The organism is Pseudomonas sp. rhizo25 (genome assembly GCF_031931935.1).
GTDB lineage: Bacteria > Pseudomonadota > Gammaproteobacteria > Pseudomonadales > Pseudomonadaceae > Aquipseudomonas > Aquipseudomonas synxantha.
In genome coordinates, this window is record NZ_JAUJXA010000003.1 from 1 (window position 1) to 20,978 (window position 20,978).

A 20,978-nucleotide genomic window follows, 5' to 3' on the forward strand; every position below is an offset into this window, starting at 1 on the left:
CAGATCAAAAGCAGATCAAGATCAAGAGCGGCTCGCTTCGCATCGTGGTTACCTTTAGCTGCTACGAAGTTGTGTAGGTGCCGATGCTCATCGGGGGCAAGCCTTTCCCACATTCAGCTGTGTGTGGGTATCGGCTTGCGCATCAGGCTCCCCACCACCAGCGCGCCCAACAACCCCAACAAACCCGCCACCCACAACACCCCGCTGAACCCACCCACGAACGCCTGCCGCGCCAGCGGTTGCACCGTCACCCGCGCTGCTTCGGGCACCAGATCCAGCGCCGCGGGCATATCACCGGCTACCACCCGCGAAGCAATACCCGTCACCTGCGCCTGCCACTGCGGGTCGATACTCGCGCTCAGCAACTGCTCGCTGTGGCTGCTCAGCAATGCGCCATACACGCCGATGGCCAACATGATTGCGCTGAAACGCATGGTGGTGCTCATGCCCGAGGCCATGCCTGCGCGATCCCGCGGCACGCAGGCCATGATGTTTTTCTGCGTGTCACCATTGAGTAACCCCGCGCCTGCACCGGTGACGGCGATCGCCAGGGCAAAGGGCAGATAACCGCCGGCCTGCACGGCCCACGCGCTCAACAGATTGCCGCAGCCCACCAGGGTCAAGCCACTCGCCATCATGGTCGCCGGTGTGAAGCGGCCCGCCAGGCGTGCACCGATGCGTGGGCAGACCAGCATGGTCAAGGCAAACGGCAACATGCCCAGGCCCGAGGCAATCGCGGAAAAACCCAGGCCGTTCTGCAGGTAGAACGGCAGAAGCGTCATCATCACCTGGGCGCACCCGGCATAGGCAAACATGCCGAGCAAGGCGCCGATAAAGCGCGGGTGCCGAAACAGCTGTAAGTCCACCATCGGTCGCTGCTGCAGGTGCTCGGCCAGCACAAATACGCCCATCAACAGCCCGCCACCGATGAGGCGGGCGTAGGTCAGCGGGCTATCCCAACCGATGCGATTGGCCTCGATCAGCCCCCAGATCAGGCACAGCAAGCTGCCACTGAACGCCAGGCTGCCCCAGGGATCCAGGCGCGCCGATCGGGTATCGCGGGACTCGGGGATCGCCCGCAGCACCAAGGCCATCAGTACCAGCCCCACCGGCAGGTTGAGATAGAAAATCCAGCGCCAGCCCAGGTACTCGGTGATCAAGCCGCCCAGGGTCGGCGCGGCGGTCATCGCCACGCCCATGCACGCGCCCCAGAACGCCCAGGCCTTGGCGCGTTCTATTTCATCGTGGAAGGTATGCCCGATAGATGCCAGTGCCGAGGTCAGCAGCAGCGCCGCACCCACCCCCTTCACGGCCCGGGCGATGTCCAGCCACAGCGCGGTGGGTGCTGCGCCGCAGCCCAGGGAGGCGAGGATGAAAATACCCAGGCCCCAGACCAGGGTTTTCTTGCGGCCAAAGCGGTCGGCGATACTCCCGGCCGGCAACAACAAGGCGGCGAACGCCAGCATATAAGCGCTGACTACCCACTCGATATCGGCAAAGTTGGCGCCCAGGTCGCGGGCGATGCTCGGCAGCGTGACGGCAACGATGTTGGTATCCAGCACGATCAACGAGCAGACAGCGGAGGCGGTTACCAGCGTCAGGCGTGGACTGACCCGGCTCACAAGCAAATTACCTGGTAGGCAATACGGAAATCTCGGTTGACTTGCATTGCAAGGGCTCTCTAGTGTTCAGGAGCTACGAGCTTATCCCTGGCTAATCAAATTTTTGTTAGGCGCCAGGAAGTACTTCATTACCTTTGAGCTAATGCTGCCATGGAAATCCGCCATTTTCGTTACTTTCTGGCCGTGGCCCGGCAGCGCAATTTCACCCGCGCCGCCGAGCAATTGGGTATTGCGCCGCCGACCCTGAGCCGGCAAATCCAGGACATGGAAACCAGCCTGGGCACGCGCTTGTTTATCCGCCGGCAGCGCGAAGTCAGCCTCACCGAAGCGGGTGCCGCGCTGCTGAGCGAGGCTGAAGCCGCCGTGCGCCAATTCGAGTTCGCCCAGCGCAGTGCCCAGCGCGCCGGGCGTGGCGAGATCGGGCATATCGAGTTGGGTTACGTGGCCTCGGCGCTGTACTGCGGGCTGTTGCAGCGCCAGGTGCGAGGGTTCAGCCAGGCGTTTGCCGATGTGAACGTGAACCTGCGCGAATGGGCCATGGCTGCGCTACCGGGCGCGGTGGCCGATGGGCGCTGCGATATCGGTTATATCCGTTCGCCGATGACCCTGCCGGACGGCGTTGAGGCGGTGCGCCTGGACAGCGAAGGCTTTGTGCTGGCGCTGGCTCATGACTCATGGCTGCTGGGACTCAAGGCAATCACCTGCGAGCACCTGGAAAACGAGACGTTTATCCTGCCGGAACAAATCAGCGGCACCTTGCATGTCGCCGCCCAGGGCGGCTACGCACCGCGTCTGGGCGCGCAGCCGGGCGGGTTGGTGGCGGTGGTGGCCTTGGTGTCGTTGGGGCAGGGGGTTGCGGTAGTGCCGGCATCGATGGTCGGGCATGTGAGCCTGCCCGGCGTGGTGTATCGCAATATCCAGGGCAATGAGGCGTCGTCGTGGTTGTCGTTGATTTACCGGCGCTTTGAAAAAGCGCCGGCGGTGGCGCGGTATATCCAGCAGGTCAAGCAGTCAGTCGCGGCTGCACCGAGTCGGCCAGGCGCGTAAGAATCAGGCAACACGACACCGCCCCGGCGTCCAGCACCCCGAGAGAGCGCTCGCCCAGGCGACTGGCGCGGCCGATCTTGGCCACCAGGTCCTTGGTCGAATCGCGCCCCTGGGAGGCGGCGGTTTTCATCGCCTCCAGCGCATCGTTGAAAGACGCCCCGGATGCATGTGCCTGTTCAAACGCCTCTACTGCAGGAATAAGGGTATCCATCAGGCACTTGTCGCCCACGCCCGCCTCGGTGATGTCCTGCAATGAGGTCAAGCCGCCGCGCAACAGCTGGGCGAAGGTCGCGGCGTCGATGTCTTCGCTGTCGCGCACTTCGTCGGCCATGCCAATAAACAGGCTGCCATACAGCGGGCCCATGGAGCCGCCGATGCCTTCCATCAGGCTCAGGGTCAGTTCATCCAGGGCTTGCGCCAGGCTCAGTTGGCGGCCTTCGATGGTGCGACCACAATGGGCGAAGCCCTTGGCCATGTTGATGCCGTGGTCACCGTCGCCAATGGCGCCATCGACTTCGCTGAGGTATTCGCGATTGGCCACAATGACGCTGACCAGGTCGGCGATGATGGCGCTGCCGTCACGGGTGGAAAAGTGCTGGCTCATGGTTCACTCCGCCTGGGTCATGCCGATGGAACGGCAGGGTTGGTCGATCAGGGTTTTCAGCTCGGCGTCGAGGCCGAGCAGGGTCAAGGTCACGCCCATCATTTCCAGGGAGGTGAAGTAGTTGCCGACGTAGCACCGGTGGATCTTCAAGCCCTTGGCCTTGAGCTGTTTTTCCACCTCGGCGTAGAAAATGTACAGCTCCATCACAGGCGTGGCGCCAAGGCCGGAGACCAGCACCACCACGCTGTCGTCCTGGCTGAAATCGCGGTCGGCGAGGATCGGTGCGAGCATGCGCTCAGCCATGGCGGCAGCCGGCTCAATCGGGATGACTTCGATGCCTGGCTCGCCATGATGGCCGATGCCCAGTTCCATCTGGCCGTCGGGAATCTGGAAGTTCGGCTTGCCCACGGCGGCGATGGTGCAGGGCGTGAGGCCGATACCAATGGAGCGGCAATGGTCGACGGTTTTCTGTGCGACACGAATCACCCCGTCCAGGTCGTAATGCTGGGCGGCGGCGGCACCGCCGATCTTCCACATGAAGATTTCCCCGGCGACCCCACGACGCTTGGCGATATCGGCCTTGGGTGCCGAAGCCACATCGTCGTTGGCCACTACGGTGCGGATGCGCATGTCTTTGCTGGCGGCCATCTTCATCGCCAGCTTGACGTTCATATTGTCGCCGGCGTAGTTGCCATACAGGCAGGCCACGCCCGCGCCATGGTCGGCGGCGCGGAAGGCGTCGAAAAAGCTCTTGGCGGTGGGCGAGGAGAAAATCTCGCCGACGGCCACGGCGTCTACCAGGCCCGGGCCGATATAGCCGAGGAACGCCGGCTCATGCCCGGAGCCGCCGCCGGTGACGATGCCGACACGGCCCTGGGCGGACGGCCTGGCCTTGACGATGACCCGTGGGTTGGTCTCGTACTGGCGCAGTTCGGGGTGCGCGACCAGGATGCCGCGCAGCATGTCTTCGACCACTTGGTCGGGATCGTTGATGACTCGATTCATAACGCGGGTTCCTGTGTTCTTGTTTTTGTTCACTGTAGGAGCGAGCTTGCTCGCGAAAAACTCAAGATCGCCGCGTTAAATCAGACCGCCCGCGTAATCGTTTACGTTTTTCGCGAGCAAGCTCACTCCTACAGTAAAAGCGGTTGTGTAAGTTCTAAGGTTCAAGCACAACTTTGAGCGATTTATCGCCGCGCTCCATCACCGCAAACGCCTCCTTGAAGTCCGCCAGGGCAAACTTGTGGGTCACCACATCGCGCATGTCGATCTTGCGGTTGCCGATAAAGTCGATGGCCCGCGGGTACATATAGGGCCCCAGGTGCGAGCCGAGGATGTCCAGCTCCTTGCGGTCGCCGATGATCGACCAGTCCACCGTGGCCTCGTCGTTGAACACGCTGAATTCGACGAAGCGCCCCAGCTTGCGCAGCATCGCCAGGCCCTGGTTGACCGCCTTGTGGTGCCCGGTGGCTTCGATGTAGATGTCGCAACCGTAGCCATCCGTGATCTCGCGGATTTTCGCCAGCACATCTACCTCTGCCGGGTTCCAGACTTCGTCGGCGCCCATGCGCAGGGCGAGGGCGGCGCGTTCGGGTTTCATGTCCAGCACGATAAGTTTTTTCGGGTTGCGCAACCGCACCGCGCCGATGATGCCCAGGCCCAAGGTGCCGGCGCCAGCGACCACCACAATGTCGTCATGGTCGACGTCGGCGCGCTCGGCCGCGTGCAGCGAGCAGGCCAATGGCTCGATCAGGATCGCTTCATCGGGGGCGATGGATTCCGGCACTTTGTGGATGATGCCTTCCTTGGTGAAAATCATGTACTGGGCCATGGCGCCCTGCACATTATTCTGGAAGCCATACAGGTCATGCTTCTGGCACATCCAGTACTGGCCGTGGTTGCAGAAGCGGCAACCCCAGCATGGCACGATCTGTTCGGAAATCACCCGGTCGCCGACCGCCACGCCGCGCTTTTCGGCGCCTGGGCCAAGGGCGACGACACGGCACACGAACTCATGCCCGGGAATCATCGGCGGCTTCACGTAGCGCGGTTGCTCGGCGTCGCCCCAGAACGACGGCGCGCCGCGATAGGTCTTGATATCGCCCATGCAGATGCCGCACAGCTCGACCTTGGTGAGGATCTCGTCGGGGCCGGGCGTGGGCACGTCGACGGTTTCCAGGCGATAGTCTTCCGGGCCATGGCAGACCACGGCCTGCATGGTTTTCGGGATGCTCGGGGCGAGTTGTTGCGGTGTGCGTTCGGTGACGGTGGACATGACAGGACCTCACGACATAAAGATGGAATTACTGAATGCTGTAGCCGCCATCGATCACCATGTTGGCACCGGTGATCATCTGCGCGGCATCGCTGAGCAGGTATAGCGCCAGCCCGGCGATTTCTTCAGGCAATGCAAAACGCCCCGCCGGGATCTGCAACTTGGCGCGCTCACCCACGTCGCCGGCCCAGGCTTTTTTGCCCAGGGCGGTTTCGACGATGGTGGGTGAGATGGCGTTGACGTTGATCTGCGGCGCCCATTCCATGGCCAGGACCTTGGTCATGCCGACGATGGCCGCCTTGCTGGCGCAATAGGCGACGTGACGGTCCAGGCCAATCACGGCAGCCTGGGAGGCGAGGTTGACGATGCGCCCGCTGCCCTGGGCGAGCATGTGCTTGGCGCACGCCTGGGCCACGAAGAAACTGGCCTTGAGGTTGATATCCAGGGTGGTGTCCCAGGCACTTTCACTGACCTCGATGGCCTTGTCCAGCAGCACCACGCCGGCGCTGTTGATCAGATAATCCAGGCGTTGGAAGTGAGCGAAAACGTGGTCGACAGTCGGTTGTATCTGGTCGATCTTCCCGAGGTCGACGGCAATGCCCAGGTGCCCGGTACCGAGGCGGGCGGCCACCTCGACCACTGCAGGATCGCGGTCCAGCAGCGCCACCCGCGCACCACGTTCCACCAGCAAGGCGGCGCAGGCCAGGCCGATGCCGGCAGCGCCCCCGGTGATGACCGTGCAACGGCCGCTGAGGTCGAAGGCTTGGTTCCAGAATCCAGACATGAATGACTCCATTTTCGAAAACGGTGAAGATCAAAATGTGGGAGGGGCGGTGCGACGATTCGACTTGCTCCCGATAGCGGTGTAACAGTGATAAATCAGGTGGCTGATACACCGCTATCGGGAGCAAGCCCCCTCCCACAGTTGACTGTGTTTCAAGCCACTGACTACTTGCCGCCGCTGACTTGCTTGTACAGAGCATCCGCATTGGCATTGGTCACCGGCACCCACGGCAGGATGTAGTTCTTGGCCGTGCCTTCACCCCATTTCACATCCTTGGCATAACGCTCCCAGATCACCGACTGCGGCTTGTAGTCCTTGCCGGCCAGGGCGCGCAGGGCTACGTCCAGCGCGCCCTGGGACTGGGCCTGGGCGTCCTGGAGGAAGGTGGTGACTTCGTCTTTTTTCGCTGCCTGGATCGCATCCGGCATGCCGTCAATGGAGGTCACGGGCACGTCTTTGGAGGTAAGGCCGTGGGACTTCAGGGCCTGCACGGCGCCCAGGGCCATGTCGTCGTTCTGTGCAATCACACCGTTGATGCCCTTGGGGTGGGCGTTGAGCCAGTCCTCAGTGAGGGTCAGGGCCTGGGCGCGGTCCCAGTTGGCGGTTTTCTTCTCGATGATCTTGATATCCGGGTGCTTGCCCAGCACTTCCAGCTCGCCTTTTTCCCGGTCGATCTGCGCCGATTGGCCAATCGGGCCCTGGATGATCACCACGTTGCCCTTGCCGTTGAGCTTGTCGACCATGGCCTGAGCCTGCAGGCGGCCGCCTTCCACGTCGTCATTACCGACATACGGCACGTTGGCATCGGCTACTTTCGTATTGGAGGCGATGACCACCACGTCGTTGCTCATGGCAGCCTTGACGGTGCCGACACCGGCCTTGGTATCAATCGGCACGAACAGGATCGCGTCGTAGCGTTGGGTCACCATGTTTTCGATCTGGTTGTTCTGGGTCAGGGCGTCGTAGTTGCCGTCAAACACGGTCAACTGCACGGTGCCATCCTTGACCGCCGGATGTTCCTTGAGCTCACGCACCCAGTTCTGCATGAACTGGCCCTTGAGGCCGTAGACGGCTGCGCCGATCTTGTAGGTCTTGCCATCGGCAGCCATGGCGATGCTGCTGGCGAGCAGGGAAAGGGCCGCCGCAGCGGCCAAGGTGGTACCCAGTTTCATAAGTCGAACTCCAGTTATTGTTATCGGTCGTTCTTCAGCGTTTTTTCTTGCGCCACACGTCGATCAGTACTGCGAACACGATGATCAGGCCCTTGGCGACCTGTTGGTAATAAGAGGACACACCGAGCAGGTTCAGGCCGTTGTTGATCACGCCGATCAACAGCGCACCGAACAAGGTGCCGACGATGCTGCCGGTGCCGCCCGACAGGCTGGTACCGCCGATCACCACTGCGGCAATTGCGTCCAGCTCGTAGGAAACCCCGGCCTGGGGCAGGGCAGAGGTGGTACGTGCCGACAGCACCACGCCGGCCAATCCGGCGAGCAGGCCCGAGACCACGTACACCGAGAACATCACCTTGCGCACGCCGATGCCGGAGGTGCGTGCGCTCTTTTCATTGCCGCCCACCGCGTACACATAGCGCCCGTAAGTGGTGTAGCGCAGCACCATCCAGAAGATCAGTGCGACCACGGCGAAGATGATGATCGGCACGCCTATCGGGCCGATCTTGCCGATACCCAGGGCCAGGTAGGCGTCGGGCAGGTCGGTGATGGGGCTGCCGTCGTTGAGGATAAAGGTCATGCCCCGGGCGATGCTGAGCATGCCCAGGGTCGCCACGAACGGCGGGATCGACAGGTTGGCGACCATAAATCCATTGACCACGCCGAGCATCGCCCCGGCAAACATCCCGGCGCTGACCGCCGCCAGCAGGCCGTAACCCTGGGTGGCGACCATGGCGCTGCACAGCCCGGCAAACGCCAGGATCGAACCCACAGAGAGGTCGATGCCCTTGGTCAGGATCACATAGGTCATGCCCACGGCGAGGATGCCGTTGATGGAGGTCTGGCGCAGGATGTCCATCCAGTTACGCCAGGTCATAAAGTATTCACTGGAAAACGCCATCACCACGCACAGCAAAATAAACACCAGCGGCAGGCCGAAACGGTCGAGGGACAGGCGCAGGCGGCTGCGTGGGGCGGTAGTAATAGGTGCGGCGATGGTTTTGGCATTCATGAGGCAAGACTCAACAAGGCTTCCTGGGAAAGGGCGGTGTCGGTGCTGATGGTCACCAGCCGGCCACCCTTGAATACGGCGATGCGATCGCTCAGGTGCAGCAGTTCCGGGGCTTCCGACGACACCACGATGGCCGCGCCGCCAGCCCGTACGAACTGGTCGAGCAGGCGGTAGATCTCCTGCTTGGCGCCTTCGTCGATGCCCCGGGTCGGTTCGTCGCAGAGCAGGCACACCGGCTCGGTGGACAGGCATTTGGCGAGCACCACTTTCTGCTGGTTGCCGCCGCTCATGGATGCCACCGGCAAATCCAGGGAGCTGGTCTTGATCTGCAGGCGCTTGACCATGTCCTCGGCCAGCTGGGTTTCTTTGCGTGCGTTGATCAGCGACCAGCTCGACAAACGCTTGTAGGCCGACAGCGCAATGTTCGAGAGGATGCTGCCGGTCAGTACCAGGCCACTGTCCTTGCGGTCTTCGGTGACCAGGGACATGCCAGCGTCGATGGTGGCCTTGGGCATGCCGATCGGCATGGGCTTGCCTTGCAGGGTGACGCTGCCAGAGTCCGCCACGGTCAGGCCGTAGATGCAATTGAGGAACTCACTGCGCCCGGAGCCCATCAGCCCATAGATGCCGAGGATTTCGCCCTGGCGCAGTTGCAGGCTGATGTCGTGGAACTCGCCGTTGCGGCTCAGGCTGTCGACCTGCAGGCAGGTGTCGGCGGCGCATTCGCGGCCGACCTTGTGGTCGATGCGCGTCAGCTCCTGGCCGACGATACCGCGCACCAAGTGGTCGCGGTCGATATCGGCCATGCGCCCGCTTTCTACAAAGGCGCCATCGCGGAAGATGCTGTAGTCATCGGCGATCTGCGCCAGTTCGCTCAGGCGATGGGACACATACACGATGCCGGCGCCGCGGGCGGTGAGGCGGCGAATGGCCTTGAACAACGTTTCGGCCTCGCGCTCGCCGATGGCCGAGGTGGGCTCATCCATGATCATCACCTGGCAGTCATGGCTGAACGCCTTGGCGATTTCCACCAATTGGATCTGCGCCACGCTCAAGCGGTGCATGGGGCTGGTGGCGTCGACCTCGAACTCCAGGCTTTCCAGCAGTTCGCGGGTACGCCGATTGAGGGTTTTGCTGTCGACAATGCAGCCGGCGCGGCGTGGTTCGCGGCCCAGCCAGATATTTTCGGCGACGGTCATGTAGGGGATGGGTTCCAGCTCCTGGGTGATCATCGCGATCCCCGCCGCCAGGGCTTCGCTCGGGCGGTTGAACTGTACCGGCGCACCGTTGAGCAAGATGCTGCCGGCGTCACGCTGGGTGATGCCCATCAGGATGCTCAGGAAGGTCGACTTGCCGGCGCCATTGCCGCCGCACAGGGCGTGGACGCTGCCGGCCCGCAGAGAAAGGCGCCCGTCACGCAGGGCGGGCACCCCGGCGTAAGCCTTGGCGACGTGTTCAGCCTGGAGCAGTAATGGCGTGGCCATCGGCGTGTCCTCGTGCTGTGAATTCTTATTAGGTCGCACAGTCATGTTTCGCTGTGAGCATATGTGTATCAAATGAAATTCTGATCAGTCAATCTCTTTCACTTAAAAGCGATGATTCTCATCTTTAGCGACGTTATCGGCTTTTTGAGCAGCATTGACTGGGAGGTCAGTTAAATCAAGCTTGACATAGAAGGTAAAATGCCCGCGAAATGACTGAGCGAAATTTCATTGAGTGATCATATGATCAGTCTTAATCAGGATCTCGGCAGCGGAGCCAGACGCTATGAACACACCTTTCCCGGTGGCTATCGGATGCGATGAAGCGGGTTTTGAGCTTAAAGAACTGTTGAGGCGCCATATCGAGGCGCTGGGTTACCCGGTGACCGACTTCGGTACTCACTCCACCGCGCCAGTGCTTTACCCGGACATCGCCCTGGCTGTGGCCAATGCCATCAATGCCGGGCAGCAGCGCCTGGGCGTGCTGGTGTGCGGCACCGGGATCGGCATGGCCATCTCAGCCAATAAGGTGATGGGTATTCGTGCGGCCCAGGCCCATGACACCTATTCGGCGGAGCGGGCGCGCAAGAGCAACGATGCTCAGATCCTGTCCATCGGTGCGCGGGTGATCGGCGCAGAGCTGGCCAAGAGCATCGTCACTGCGTTTCTGGCCTCGGAGTTCGAGGTGGCGCGTTCGGGGGCCAAGGTCGAACGCATCAATGCGATCGAGCGCGATGGGCATCAGTAGTGGACGGCACGGGGCAAGAGTCGGGAGAATGCGCCTTTGACGCCGAAACGGAAGCCCGTCCCCATGAGTGACAGTACCCAGCGCATGGCCAGTGATATCGATCAGATGACCGAAGTGGCGATGCTCTATTACCTTGAGAACGTCACTCAGGAGGCCATCGCCAAACGCTTCGATCTGTCGCGGGCAAAAGTCAGTCGCCTGCTCAAGCGCGCGCGGGATGAAGGTATTGTCGAGGTGCGCGTGTTGCAGCACCCGGCGATGAACAACGAGCTGGAGAGGGCGCTGGTGGAGCGCTTCAAACTTGACCGCGCCTTGATCGCGGTCGACCACAGCGACCCTGACACCCAACGCTCGGCGGTCGCCAGCCTGGTGGCCAACTACCTGAACAAGACCCTCGGTGACGGCATGATCGTCGCCGTCGGCATGGGCCGTAACGTCGGCGCGGTGGCCGACAACGTCTTTCTGCCGGTGACGCGCAACTGCACGTTTGTGTGTGCCATTGGCGGTTCGCTCAAGGCCGGCGAGTACATGAACCCCGACCATATCTGCCGGCGCCTGGCCCTGCGCTTTGGCGGCGAGAGCGAAAGCCTGTACGCGCCGGCGCTGGTGGCCAACCCGGAACTGCGCGGCGTGCTGATCAATAACGACACGGTGCGCTCCACCCTCGACCGTGCACGGCGAGCCGACATTGCCCTGATCGGCATCGGTGACATGAGCGAGAACAGCAACATGGTGCGCATGGGCTGGTTCTCGCCCCAGGAGATTGCCCAGGCGCGGTTATCCGGCACCGTGGGCGACATGATGGGCTATGACTTTATCGACATTCACGGCCAGCCCGCGGTCAACGCCATCCAGGGTCGGGTGATCGGACTGACCGTGCAGGAGCTGTTCCGCATCCCGGATGTGGTGGCGATTGCCAGTGAGAACACCAAGGCGGCGGCGACGTTGGGGGCGTTGCGCTCGGGGGTGATCAATACGCTGGCGACAACCGTCACCAATGCCCACACCATCCTGGCCCTGGATGATGCCACCCGAAAGTCCTGATACCACACCGTTCCAAATGTGGGATGGGGGCTTGTGTGGGAGTCTGGGAGACAGGTTTTGTAATAGTTTGCTATGTGGGAATTGTGTATTTGGGCTGTAGGATTCAAGTCCCTTTGTTATCTCAGGACTTGCATGAACACCCTCTCGGAGCCTCCCAGTCGTCTTTCCCCAAGACCACCACTGTCGTCGTTCCCCCTGAAGCACCCCGTATTCCGACTGCTAACCTTGGCCCGGTCCACTGACCGCGCATTGCCGTGTCCGGCATTCTGAACACTTGAATACAGAGACTCTATAAATGGAATGGTTAGCGGATCCAACGGCCTGGCTCGGCCTTGCGACCTTGATTGTGCTGGAACTGGTGCTGGGTATCGACAACCTGGTGTTTATCGCGATCCTGGCGGACAAGTTGCCGCCGGAACAGCGTGACCGTGCGCGGTTGATCGGTTTGTCCCTGGCACTGTTAATGCGCCTGGGCCTGTTGGCGAGTATTTCCTGGTTGGTGACCCTCACGCAGCCGCTGTTCGAGGTGTTTGACAAGAGCTTCTCCGGTCGCGACCTGATCATGCTGTTTGGTGGTGTGTTCCTGTTGTTCAAGGCCACCATGGAATTGCATGAGCGCCTCGAGGGCCACGTGGCCCAGCACAAGGGCAGTGTGGCCTACGCCATGTTCTGGCCGATTGTCGCGCAGATTGTGGTGCTGGATGCGGTGTTCTCCCTCGACGCTGTAATTACCGCCGTGGGCATGGTGGACGAATTGGCGGTGATGATGATCGCCGTGATCGTCTCCATCGGCCTGATGATCGTGGCGAGCAAGCCGTTGACCCGCTTCGTTAACGCGCACCCCACGGTGATCATGCTGTGCCTGGGCTTCTTGATGATGATTGGTTTCGCCCTGACCGCCGAAGGCTTGGGCTTCCATATTCCGAAGGGCTACCTGTACGCGGCCATTGGCTTCTCGATTCTGATCGAGCTGTTCAACCAGATCGCCCGGTCGCGGCGCAAGAAGTCGGCGCAGGGTGTGCTGCCCGTGCGTGAGCGTACTGCCCATGCGGTAATGCGCTTATTGGGCGGGCGCAGCCTGGCGGTGGAGGAGGTGGGTGAGGATGTCGCTGATCTGTTGGGCGAGCCGGATGCAGCCCAAGGTCCGCTGTTTGACCGACGCGAGCGGGTGATGATCAGCGGTGTGCTGCAACTGGCCGAGCGGCCGATTCGCTCCTTGATGACGCCTCGGGCCAAGGTTGACTGCATCGACCTGGCGGACGATCCCGAGACTATCCGCCTGAAGTTGATGCATTCGTCCTACTCGCGCCTGCCGTTGATCCGCAATGGCGCGGTGGATGAGCCCCTGGGCTTTGTGCACAAGAAAGAGCTGCTCAAGGAATACCTGGCCGGTAACGAGCCGAACCTGGAGCACTTGGCGCGCCGGGCAATCAACCTGCTGGAGAGCTTTTCGATCCTCAATGCCCTTGAGCAGATGCGCCAGGAGTCCACCCACATCGCCTTCGTGATCAACGAATTCGGGGACTTCATGGGCGTGTTGAGCATGACCGATATTCTGGAATCCATCGCCGGTGAATTGCCCGATGCCAGTGAAATCGAAGGCCCGGACATTGTCGAGGAGGGCGCGGGCTTTCGTGCCAATGGTGCCTTGAATCTTAATCAGGTGAGCCGACGCACCGGCTTCAAGGCCGTGGCGACGGAAGATTACCAGACCCTGGCCGGCCTGGTGATGAGCCTGTTGGATCGCTTGCCGGTTGTGGGCGATAGTCTTGAATACGAGGGGTGGCGCCTGACTGTGGTCGCGGTGGAAGAGCGGAGGGTGACGCAGGTTTGTTTGTCGCCGCTAACGGCCCCTTGATCTGAAGGCGAGCGAACCGCTTGAACGCGTCTTCAAGCGCTTGCTCGCCGAGTCCGGGAACGGTTTCCTGAAGCTGTTGGTCCTGGTAGATCAGCAGCATTGGAATCCGGTCCACGCTTGGATGGCGCGGTGTTTCGGCGCAATCGAGGATCATGATCTTGACCTGGTTCTCGTACCGTTGGCTTATCCGCATAAAGCGTGGCATCGCATCAGTGCATGCCGCGCAACCATGGGAAATGAATACAACGAATACGGGCTGCTTCGTATCGAGTTCGCGGTCAAATTGCGCCTTATCTCTGATCACTGCATTGACGTAGTCCATCGGGCATCTCCTGTCACTCCATGGCTCACGCTAAGTCGGAAAATCGTCCAGGTCTACTGTCAACCTTCACAGGGCCGTCTTCACGCACCTTGCATCTGGAGCGTCATCCAGGCACCCAGATAGGTGCGCAGTAACACCGTTGTGGGGCGTTGCGTAGCAAAACCCTACGCTTTCGGCGCAACGCCGTTAAGCGCTTCAATACCTATCTTACTGAACCATAAAGAGTTTCCCGACAGCATATTTTTCCTGCCGTGGCTGTGGCACACTTTCTGCTGTCTATTCCGTTGTTACATACCAAGTTCCGGTATAGCGGAATAAACAATCCCTGGAGTGCTTGTCATGCATCACCGACCTTCCGTATTCAAAGCGTGTGTATTTCTTGTTGCCGCATCGGCTTCCTTCACAAGCATGGTGCAAGCGGCGGACAGCAAGCTGGATGATGTGCTCAAGCGCGGGCACCTTATCGTGGGTACAGGCAGTACTAATGCGCCGTGGCACTTCCAGGGAGCGGACGGCAAGTTGCAGGGGTTCGATATCGACATCGGCCGCATGGTGGCCAAGGGTTTGTTCAATGACCCGAGCAAGGTCGAGTTTGTGGTGCAGTCGTCCGACGCACGCATTCCCAACCTGCTCACCGACAAGGTCGATATGAGCTGCCAGTTCATCACCGTCACCGCCAGCCGTGCGCAGCAGGTGGCCTTCACCCTGCCGTACTACCGCGAAGGTGTCGGCCTGTTGCTGCCGAACAACAGCAAGTACAAGGAAATCGAAGACCTGCAGGCGGCGGGCGATGACGTCACTGTGGCTGTGCTGCAAAACGTGTATGCCGAAGAGCTCGTGCACCAGGCGCTGCCCAAGGCCAAGGTCGACCAGTACGACAGCGTCGACCTGATGTACCAGGCCGTGAACTCCGGTCGCGCCGATGCCGCCGCCACCGACCAGTCTTCGGTCAAATACCTGATGGTGCAGAACCCTGGCCGCTACCGCAGCCCCACATACGCCTGGAGCCCGCAAACCTACGCGTGCGCGGTCAAGCGCGGCGACCAGGATTGGCTGAACTTCGTCAACACCGCGCTGCACGAAGCCATGACCGGTGTGGAATTCCCCACCTACAAAGCTTCATTCAAGCAGTGGTTTGGCGTGGACCTGCCAGAACCGGCGATTGGTTTTCCCGTGGAATTCAAGTGATCCGCAACAATAGGGGCGTGCCTGAACACGCCCCACTCAGATATTGCTAACCATGAACTATCAGTTGAATTTTGCCGCCGTCTGGCGTGATTTCGACACCTTGCTGGCGGGGCTCGGCCTGGGCCTGCAGTTGGCGTTGCTGTCGATTGCCATCGGCTGCGTGATCGGCCTGCTGATGGCGTTTGCCATGCTGTCCCGGCACCGCGCGTTGCGCATCCTGGCTTCGGTGTACGTGACGGTTGTGCGCAATACGCCGATCCTGGTGCTGATCCTGTTGATCTACTTTGCCTTGCCGTCCCTGGGGGTCCGCCTGGATAAGATTCCCTCGTTCATCATCACCCTGTCGCTCTACGCCGGTGCCTACCTGACCGAAGTGTTCCGCGCCGGGCTACTGAATATTCCCAAGGGCCTGCGCGAAGCCGGGCTGGCCATCGGACTTGGCGAGTGGCGGATCCGCGCCTATATCACCGTGCCGGTGATGTTGCGCAACGTGTTGCCGGCGCTGTCGAACAACTTTATCTCGCTGTTCAAGGACACCTCCCTGGCCGCTGCGATTGCGGTGCCGGAGCTGACCTATTACGCCCGCAAGATCAACGTCGAAAGCTACCGGGTGATTGAAACCTGGCTGGTCACGACTGCGCTCTACGTGGCTGCCTGCTACCTCATTGCCATGCTGCTGCGTTACCTTGAGCAGCGTCTGGCGATCCGTCGTTAAGGAGGGTTTCCATGTACGAATCCCCCAGTTGGCTGCATGAATTATGGGTCGCCCGCGATACGCTCTGGGCCGGCTTCCAGGCCAGTGTATACGTGTCGGCCCTGGCGATTATCTTTGGCACCCTGATCGGCATCGTCGCCGCGTTGATCCTGACCTACGGCAAGTTCTGGATGCGCGCGCCGTTTCGCCTGTACGTCGATTTGATCCGGGGCACACCGGTGTTTGTGCTGGTACTGGCGTGTTTCTACATGCTGCCGGCGCTCGGCTGGCACATCAGCGCATTCCAGGCCGGTGCGGTTGGGCTCACGTTGTTCTGTGGCTCCCATGTGTCGGAAATCGTGCGCGGCGCGCTGCAAGCCATTCCCCGTGGACAGCTGGAAGCAGGCAAGGCAATTGGCCTGACGTTTTACCAGTCCCTGGGCTACGTGCTGTTGCCCCAGGCGCTGCGGCAGATCCTGCCGACCTGGGTCAATTCTTCCACGGAAATCGTCAAGGCCTCGACCTTGCTGTCGGTGATCGGCGTGGCTGAATTGCTGCTCAGTACCCAGCAGGTGATCGCACGCACCTTCATGACCCTGGAGTTCTACCTGTTCGCCGGGTTTCTGTTCTTTGTCATCAACTACGCCATTGAATTATTCGGGCGCTACATTGAAAAGCGGGTGGCCTTGCCATGAACCAAGCTCAAACCAACCAACCGCTGCTGGCTATTCGCGGGCTGCGTAAACAATACGGCGAGGTGGAAGTGCTCAAGGGCGTGGACCTGTCCATGCAGCGCGGCAATGTAGTGACCTTGATCGGCTCCAGCGGCTCGGGCAAGACCACCTTGCTGCGCTGCGTGAACTTGCTGGAAGAATTCCAGGGCGGGCAGATCACCCTGGATGGCGAGTCCATCGGCTACCGCGAGGTCGGCGGCAAGCGCGTGCGCCATCCGGAGCGCGTGATTGCCCAGCACCGCGCAATGACCGGCATGGCGTTCCAGCAATTCAACCTGTTCCCGCATCTGACCGCGCTGCAGAACGTCACCCTCGGCTTGCTCAAGGTCAAGAAGATGGGCAAGGATGAAGCGGTGGCCCTGGCGGAAAAATGGCTGGAGCGCGTCGGCCTGCTGGAGCGCCGCAATCACTTCCCCGGCCAGCTTTCCGGCGGCCAGCAACAGCGTGTGGCGATTGCCCGTGCGATTGCGATGAACCCCAGCCTGATGCTGTTCGACGAAGTCACCTCGGCCCTTGACCCGGAGCTGGTGGGCGAAGTGCTCAGCGTGATCAAGGGGCTGGCGGAAGAGGGCATGACCATGTTGCTGGTCACCCACGAAATGCGCTTTGCCTATGAAGTTTCGGACCAGGTCGTCTTCATGAACCAGGGCCGCATTGAAGAGCAGGGTACCGCCAAAGATATCTTCGAGCGGCCGCAGTCGCCGCGACTGGCGGAATTTTTAAAGAACATTCGTTTTTAACAAGGAGCAACTTTTATGAGCATTACTCGTTACGGTACCGGCAGCACCGCAGGTGGTGGCCAGCCACGCCCGTTCGCACGTGCGGTGGAGGCCGATGGCTGGCTGTATGTGTCGGGCCAGGTGCCGGCGGTGGATGGCGAAATCATCAGTGGCGGCATCGTCGAGCAAACCCGGCAGACCATGCGCAACGTGGTGGCGATCCTCGAAGAAGCCGGCTATGAGCTCAAGGATGTTGTGCGCGTGGGCGTGTGGCTGGAAGATCCACGGGACTTCTGGAGTTTCAACAAGGTCTTCGGCGAATACTTCACCCCGGAACACGCCCCGGCGCGGGCCTGTGTGCAGGCCAATATGATGGTCGATTGCAAGGTCGAGATCGATTGCGTGGCCTACAAGAAAAAGGGCTGAATATTCAAACCCTGTAGGAGCGAGCTTGCTCGCGAAGATCGTCAATGATGACGCGGGTATTCTGTATGAACGCGTTGTCCTGAAGTTTTTCGCCAGCAAGCTCGCTCCTACAGAAGACTTCATACCACTCGGGACCGAGTCCGCCATGACCGAAGACCTCATCAAGCGCCGCGCCAAAGGCCTGGACCGTGCGTTCGATATCCTTGATTTTCTCAAGGAGATCGGCCAGCCCCTGCGCCCGAATGACATTGCCAGCGGCATCGGCAGCCCAAAATCAACGGTCTATGAGCTGGTCGCTTCGTTGCTCGAACGGCGCATTTTGGAGACCGTGGGCAAGGACGGTCACGTGTATCTGGGCCGCCAGCTGTATTTTCTCGGCCAGGCGCACCTGCGCCACTTCGACCTGACCCGCGAGGCCGACCATGCCCTGCAGGACATCGTCAGCCAGACCCACGAAACCGCGCAGATGTGCTTGCTCAATGGGCGCAAATACACGGTGGCGCTGATGCGCGAGGGCCAGCGGCATTTCAGGATTTCTTCGGATATCGGTGAAAACGCGCCGATCCCGTGGACCGCTTCCGGGCGCCTGCTGCTCGGGCATTTGAGCGACCAGCAGATCATCGACCTGATCGACCCCGACGACTTTATCCTGCCGGACGGCCAGCGCCTGCCGTTGCACATCTTCCTGGCACAGATCCGCCAGGCCACCCTCGATGGCTTTTTTTCCTTCGACAGTGTGGCCGATACCTTTACCCATTGCTTTGCCGCCCCGGTGCGGGACGCCCAGGGCGTCAGCATTGCGACCCTGTGCATCGTCGCCCCCCGGGCCGATGCCAGCAAAAACTACCACGACTATCGCCGGGTGCTGATCGACAGCGCCAACAGCCTGGCCCGGCGTATCAACGAATAGGAGTTTTCCATGTCTGCCCTCAATGCCGTTGAAAAAGGCGCCGCCGCTATCGGTGCCCACTTGGTCCGCGACGTCAGCCTGCCGGCCCTGGTGCTGCACCGCGACGCCCTGGAACACAACATTCGCTGGATGCAGGACTTTGTCAGCCGCAGCGGCGCTGAGCTGGCGCCCCACGGCAAGACCAGCATGATGCCCGCGCTGTTCCAGCGCCAGCTCAGCGCCGGCGCCTGGGGCATCACCCTGGCCAGCGCCGTGCAGACCCGTGCCGCCTACGCCGGTGGCGTGCGTCGCGTGCTGATGGCCAACCAACTGGTGGGCGCGCCGAACATGGCGTTGATCGCCGAGCTACTGGCCGACAAGGATTTCGACTTCCATTGCATGGTCGATCACCCGGATAACGTCGCCGACCTGGGACTGTTCTTCGCCGCCCGTGGCCTGCGCCTGAACGTGATGATCGAGTACGGCGTGGTCGGCGGCCGTTGCGGTTGCCGTAGCGAGCAGGAGGTGCGCGAGCTGGCCAAGGCAATCAAGGCCCAGCCCGCGCTGGGCCTGACCGGTATCGAAGGCTACGAAGGGGTGATCCACGGTGAGCATGCCATCAGCGGCATTCGTGACTTCGCCGCCAGCCTGGTGCGCCTGGCGGTGGACTTGCAAGACAACGGCCTGTTCGACCTGCCCAAGCCGATCGTCACGGCCTCGGGCTCGGCCTGGTACGACCTGATCGCCGAGTCGTTCGAAGCGCAGAATGCCGCCGGGCGTTTCCTCAGTGTGTTGCGCCCCGGCAGCTATGTGGCCCATGACCATGGTATCTACAAAGAAGCCCAGTGCTGTGTGCTCGAGCGCCGCAGCGACCTCAACGAAGGCCTGCGCCCGGCGCTGGAAGTCTGGGCCCATGTGCAGTCGCTGCCGGAGCCGGGCTTTGCGGTGGTTGCCCTGGGCAAGCGCGATGTGGCTTATGACGCCGGTTTGCCGGTGCCGCTCAAGCGCTACAAGGCCGGGATTGTGCCGGCCCAAGGCGATGATGTGAGTGCCTGCAAGGTCACGGCGGTGATGGACCAGCATGCGTTCATGACCGTGGCACCGGGGGTTGAGTTGCGCATTGGCGACATTATTTCGTTTGGTACTTCCCACCCTTGCCTGACCTTCGACAAATGGCAGCTGGGCTGCCTGGTGGATGAGCAGTTGCAGGTGGTCGAGTCCCTGCGTACCTGTTTCTAGACCGAGTCGCTCCTATCGGGGGCAAGCCCTTCCCATATTTGGAATGCGTTCCCCTGTGGGAGGGGGCTTGCCCCCGATGAGGCCATCAGCCCCACCGAGACCGCAGCCATGACCAACCAACCGCGTATCGCCCTTATCGGCGAATGCATGATCGAACTGCAACACCGCGCCGACGGTAGCCTGCATCAGAGCTTCGGTGGCGACACCCTGAACACGGCGGTGTACCTGCGCCGCGAACTGGGCGAGGCCGGCAGCGTCGACTATGTCACCGCCCTGGGCGATGACAGTTTCAGCGATGCCATGTGCCAGCAATGGCACGAAGAGGGCGTTGGCCTGGGCATGGTCCAGCGCCTGCCCGGACGCCTGCCGGGCTTGTATTGCATCCAGACCGATGCCAATGGCGAGCGCAAATTTCTGTATTGGCGCAACGAAGCGGCGGTGCGCGACTGCTTCACCACGCCGGCGGCCGAGCCGATACTGGCGGCGCTGCCGGATTATGACGTGGTGTATTTCAGCGGCATTACCCTGGCGGTGTTGGGAGCGATGGGGCGCGGGCGCCTGCTGCAAACCTTGGTGCAAACCCGCCGTCGGGGTGGCAGGGTGGTGTTCGACAACAATTACCGGCCACGGCTGTGGGCTGATGTCGCAGCGGCCCGTGAGGCTTATAGCAAGGTGCTGGCCGAAGTGGATATCGCCTTGTTGACCGAGGATGACGAGTTTGCGTTGTTTGGCTATCAGGACAGCGAGCAGGTGTTTTCGGCGTATCCATCGATTGCAGAGGTGGTGCTCAAGCGTGGGGCGGACGCCTGTCTGATTCGTTGTGCGGGGGAGCGTTTCGTGGTGCCGGCGTTGAAGGTGGAGAAGGTGGTGGACACCACGGCGGCGGGGGATTCGTTCAGTGCGGGGTATTTGGCTGGGCGGCTTAAAGGTGAGTCGCCGCAAGAGGCTGCCTTGGCGGGGCATCGGTTGGCGAGTCGGGTGATTCAGGTGTCGGGGGCTTTGATACCGAGGTGAATGGCCGCCTGGGGCGGATCGGGAGCAAGCCCCCTCCCACATTAGACTGCATTCCTTCAGTTGGAACAGGGGCAAGTGTGGGAGGGGGCTTGCCCCGATGAGGGCT

At 61.3% G+C, this 20,978-nt stretch carries 20 protein-coding genes and 1 pseudogene; 12 read left to right on the forward strand and 9 right to left on the reverse strand.

Annotation, left to right across the window (positions count from 1 at the left end; all coding sequences use genetic code 11):
• Positions 1-113: 113 nt before the first annotated feature.
• Entirely contained in the window at positions 114-1,622 is a 1,509-nt protein-coding gene (locus tag QZR30_RS07095) for an MFS transporter (protein WP_311903096.1), read from the reverse strand.
• Positions 1,623-1,772: 150 nt separating this feature from the next.
• On the opposite strand from QZR30_RS07095, the gene QZR30_RS07100 reads away from it, so the two are divergent.
• A complete protein-coding gene (locus QZR30_RS07100; protein ID WP_046068505.1) occupies positions 1,773-2,669 on the forward strand; it encodes a LysR family transcriptional regulator in 897 nt (298 codons plus the stop codon).
• Here the strand turns inward: QZR30_RS07100 and dhaL are convergent.
• The 7 genes from dhaL to QZR30_RS07135 all read right to left on the reverse strand — a co-directional run bounded on the left by dhaL (position 2,626) and on the right by QZR30_RS07135 (position 10,000).
• Complete coding sequence (gene dhaL / locus QZR30_RS07105) at positions 2,626-3,273, reverse strand: dihydroxyacetone kinase subunit DhaL (protein WP_046068504.1); 648 nt, start codon at positions 3,271-3,273, stop codon at positions 2,626-2,628. The two genes, QZR30_RS07100 and dhaL, sit on opposite strands and share 44 nt — an antisense overlap.
• A 3-nt stretch (positions 3,274-3,276) precedes the next feature.
• Entirely contained in the window at positions 3,277-4,278 is a 1,002-nt protein-coding gene (locus QZR30_RS07110) for a dihydroxyacetone kinase subunit DhaK (RefSeq protein ID WP_311903098.1), read from the reverse strand.
• Between the two features lie 154 nt (positions 4,279-4,432).
• Entirely contained in the window at positions 4,433-5,548 is a 1,116-nt protein-coding gene (locus tag QZR30_RS07115; protein WP_046068502.1) for an MDR/zinc-dependent alcohol dehydrogenase-like family protein, read from the reverse strand.
• 28 nt (positions 5,549-5,576) lie between these two features.
• Positions 5,577-6,332: an SDR family oxidoreductase gene (locus QZR30_RS07120; protein ID WP_311903099.1), complete on the reverse strand. Its 756-nt coding sequence runs from the start codon at positions 6,330-6,332 to the stop codon at positions 5,577-5,579.
• A 164-nt stretch (positions 6,333-6,496) separates the two neighbouring features.
• A complete protein-coding gene (locus QZR30_RS07125; RefSeq protein ID WP_046068500.1) occupies positions 6,497-7,504 on the reverse strand; it encodes a substrate-binding domain-containing protein in 1,008 nt (335 codons plus the stop codon).
• Between the two features lie 34 nt (positions 7,505-7,538).
• A complete protein-coding gene (locus QZR30_RS07130) occupies positions 7,539-8,516 on the reverse strand; it encodes an ABC transporter permease (protein WP_043051434.1) in 978 nt (325 codons plus the stop codon).
• Positions 8,513-10,000 carry a sugar ABC transporter ATP-binding protein gene (locus tag QZR30_RS07135; RefSeq protein ID WP_043051433.1) on the reverse strand — a complete coding sequence of 496 codons (1,488 nt, stop codon included), beginning with the start codon at positions 9,998-10,000 and terminating at the stop codon, positions 8,513-8,515. The genes QZR30_RS07130 and QZR30_RS07135 overlap by 4 nt, the downstream gene beginning before the upstream one ends.
• Positions 10,001-10,283: 283 nt before the next feature.
• Between QZR30_RS07135 and rpiB the strand changes: the two genes are divergently transcribed.
• The 3 genes from rpiB (at position 10,284) to QZR30_RS07150 (ending at position 13,647) form a co-directional block, all read left to right on the forward strand.
• The gene (gene rpiB / locus QZR30_RS07140; RefSeq protein WP_043051432.1) at positions 10,284-10,745 is read left to right on the forward strand and encodes a ribose 5-phosphate isomerase B; all 462 of its coding nucleotides are present in this window, start codon (positions 10,284-10,286) and stop codon (positions 10,743-10,745) included.
• Between the two features lie 63 nt (positions 10,746-10,808).
• Positions 10,809-11,789 carry a sugar-binding transcriptional regulator gene (locus tag QZR30_RS07145; protein WP_005788844.1) on the forward strand — a complete coding sequence of 327 codons (981 nt, stop codon included), beginning with the start codon at positions 10,809-10,811 and terminating at the stop codon, positions 11,787-11,789.
• A 295-nt stretch (positions 11,790-12,084) separates the two neighbouring features.
• Positions 12,085-13,647, forward strand: coding sequence for a TerC family protein (locus tag QZR30_RS07150; protein ID WP_046068499.1), 1,563 nt, complete (start codon positions 12,085-12,087; stop codon positions 13,645-13,647).
• 43 nt (positions 13,648-13,690) lie between these two features.
• Here the strand turns inward: QZR30_RS07150 and QZR30_RS07155 are convergent.
• Positions 13,691-13,969: pseudogene (locus QZR30_RS07155) on the reverse strand (thioredoxin family protein); the annotation flags it as partial.
• Positions 13,970-14,308: 339 nt separating this feature from the next.
• Between QZR30_RS07155 and QZR30_RS07160 the strand changes: the two are divergent.
• From QZR30_RS07160 to QZR30_RS07195, 8 genes are all read left to right on the forward strand, one after another.
• Positions 14,309-15,157, forward strand: coding sequence for a transporter substrate-binding domain-containing protein (locus QZR30_RS07160; protein ID WP_005788838.1), 849 nt, complete (start codon positions 14,309-14,311; stop codon positions 15,155-15,157).
• A gap of 52 nt (positions 15,158-15,209) precedes the next feature.
• Complete coding sequence (locus tag QZR30_RS07165; RefSeq protein WP_059397893.1) at positions 15,210-15,872, forward strand: amino acid ABC transporter permease; 663 nt, start codon at positions 15,210-15,212, stop codon at positions 15,870-15,872.
• Between the two features lie 11 nt (positions 15,873-15,883).
• Positions 15,884-16,546, forward strand: a complete 663-nt coding sequence (locus QZR30_RS07170; protein ID WP_311903100.1) for an amino acid ABC transporter permease — start codon at positions 15,884-15,886, stop codon at positions 16,544-16,546.
• Positions 16,543-17,325 carry an amino acid ABC transporter ATP-binding protein gene (locus tag QZR30_RS07175; protein WP_059397892.1) on the forward strand — a complete coding sequence of 261 codons (783 nt, stop codon included), beginning with the start codon at positions 16,543-16,545 and terminating at the stop codon, positions 17,323-17,325. Before QZR30_RS07170 ends, QZR30_RS07175 begins: the two co-directional genes overlap by 4 nt.
• Positions 17,326-17,340: 15 nt before the next feature.
• On the forward strand, positions 17,341-17,730 hold the full coding sequence (locus tag QZR30_RS07180) for a RidA family protein (RefSeq protein ID WP_005788829.1): 390 nt from the start codon (positions 17,341-17,343) through the stop codon (positions 17,728-17,730).
• A gap of 145 nt (positions 17,731-17,875) precedes the next feature.
• Positions 17,876-18,640 (forward strand): IclR family transcriptional regulator, encoded by a 765-nt coding sequence (locus tag QZR30_RS07185; protein WP_046072489.1) that lies wholly within the window; start codon positions 17,876-17,878, stop codon positions 18,638-18,640.
• Between the two features lie 9 nt (positions 18,641-18,649).
• Entirely contained in the window at positions 18,650-19,858 is a 1,209-nt protein-coding gene (locus QZR30_RS07190) for an amino acid deaminase (protein WP_059397891.1), read from the forward strand.
• Positions 19,859-19,966: 108 nt separating this feature from the next.
• Entirely contained in the window at positions 19,967-20,872 is a 906-nt protein-coding gene (locus QZR30_RS07195; RefSeq protein ID WP_046068493.1) for a sugar kinase, read from the forward strand.
• Positions 20,873-20,978 lie beyond the last annotated feature (106 nt).

Excerpts from the sequence above, each read along its gene's own strand:
- QZR30_RS07170 (WP_311903100.1), top strand. The coding sequence starts at position 15,884 with ATGTACGAATCCCCCAGTTGGCTGCATGAATTATGGGTCGCCCGCGAT.
- QZR30_RS07120 (WP_311903099.1), bottom strand. The coding sequence starts at position 6,332 with ATGTCTGGATTCTGGAACCAAGCCTTCGACCTCAGCGGCCGTTGCACG.
- QZR30_RS07135 (WP_043051433.1), bottom strand. The coding sequence starts at position 10,000 with ATGGCCACGCCATTACTGCTCCAGGCTGAACACGTCGCCAAGGCTTAC.
- QZR30_RS07115 (WP_046068502.1), bottom strand. The coding sequence starts at position 5,548 with ATGTCCACCGTCACCGAACGCACACCGCAACAACTCGCCCCGAGCATC.
- QZR30_RS07195 (WP_046068493.1), top strand. The coding sequence starts at position 19,967 with ATGACCAACCAACCGCGTATCGCCCTTATCGGCGAATGCATGATCGAA.
- QZR30_RS07190 (WP_059397891.1), top strand. The coding sequence starts at position 18,650 with ATGTCTGCCCTCAATGCCGTTGAAAAAGGCGCCGCCGCTATCGGTGCC.
- QZR30_RS07145 (WP_005788844.1), top strand. The coding sequence starts at position 10,809 with ATGAGTGACAGTACCCAGCGCATGGCCAGTGATATCGATCAGATGACC.
- QZR30_RS07180 (WP_005788829.1), top strand. The coding sequence starts at position 17,341 with ATGAGCATTACTCGTTACGGTACCGGCAGCACCGCAGGTGGTGGCCAG.
- QZR30_RS07150 (WP_046068499.1), top strand. The coding sequence starts at position 12,085 with ATGGAATGGTTAGCGGATCCAACGGCCTGGCTCGGCCTTGCGACCTTG.
- QZR30_RS07100 (WP_046068505.1), top strand. The coding sequence starts at position 1,773 with ATGGAAATCCGCCATTTTCGTTACTTTCTGGCCGTGGCCCGGCAGCGC.
- rpiB (WP_043051432.1), top strand. The coding sequence starts at position 10,284 with ATGAACACACCTTTCCCGGTGGCTATCGGATGCGATGAAGCGGGTTTT.
- QZR30_RS07125 (WP_046068500.1), bottom strand. The coding sequence starts at position 7,504 with ATGAAACTGGGTACCACCTTGGCCGCTGCGGCGGCCCTTTCCCTGCTC.
- QZR30_RS07110 (WP_311903098.1), bottom strand. The coding sequence starts at position 4,278 with ATGAATCGAGTCATCAACGATCCCGACCAAGTGGTCGAAGACATGCTG.
- QZR30_RS07185 (WP_046072489.1), top strand. The coding sequence starts at position 17,876 with ATGACCGAAGACCTCATCAAGCGCCGCGCCAAAGGCCTGGACCGTGCG.
- QZR30_RS07165 (WP_059397893.1), top strand. The coding sequence starts at position 15,210 with ATGAACTATCAGTTGAATTTTGCCGCCGTCTGGCGTGATTTCGACACC.
- QZR30_RS07130 (WP_043051434.1), bottom strand. The coding sequence starts at position 8,516 with ATGAATGCCAAAACCATCGCCGCACCTATTACTACCGCCCCACGCAGC.
- dhaL (WP_046068504.1), bottom strand. The coding sequence starts at position 3,273 with ATGAGCCAGCACTTTTCCACCCGTGACGGCAGCGCCATCATCGCCGAC.
- QZR30_RS07175 (WP_059397892.1), top strand. The coding sequence starts at position 16,543 with ATGAACCAAGCTCAAACCAACCAACCGCTGCTGGCTATTCGCGGGCTG.
- QZR30_RS07160 (WP_005788838.1), top strand. The coding sequence starts at position 14,309 with ATGCATCACCGACCTTCCGTATTCAAAGCGTGTGTATTTCTTGTTGCC.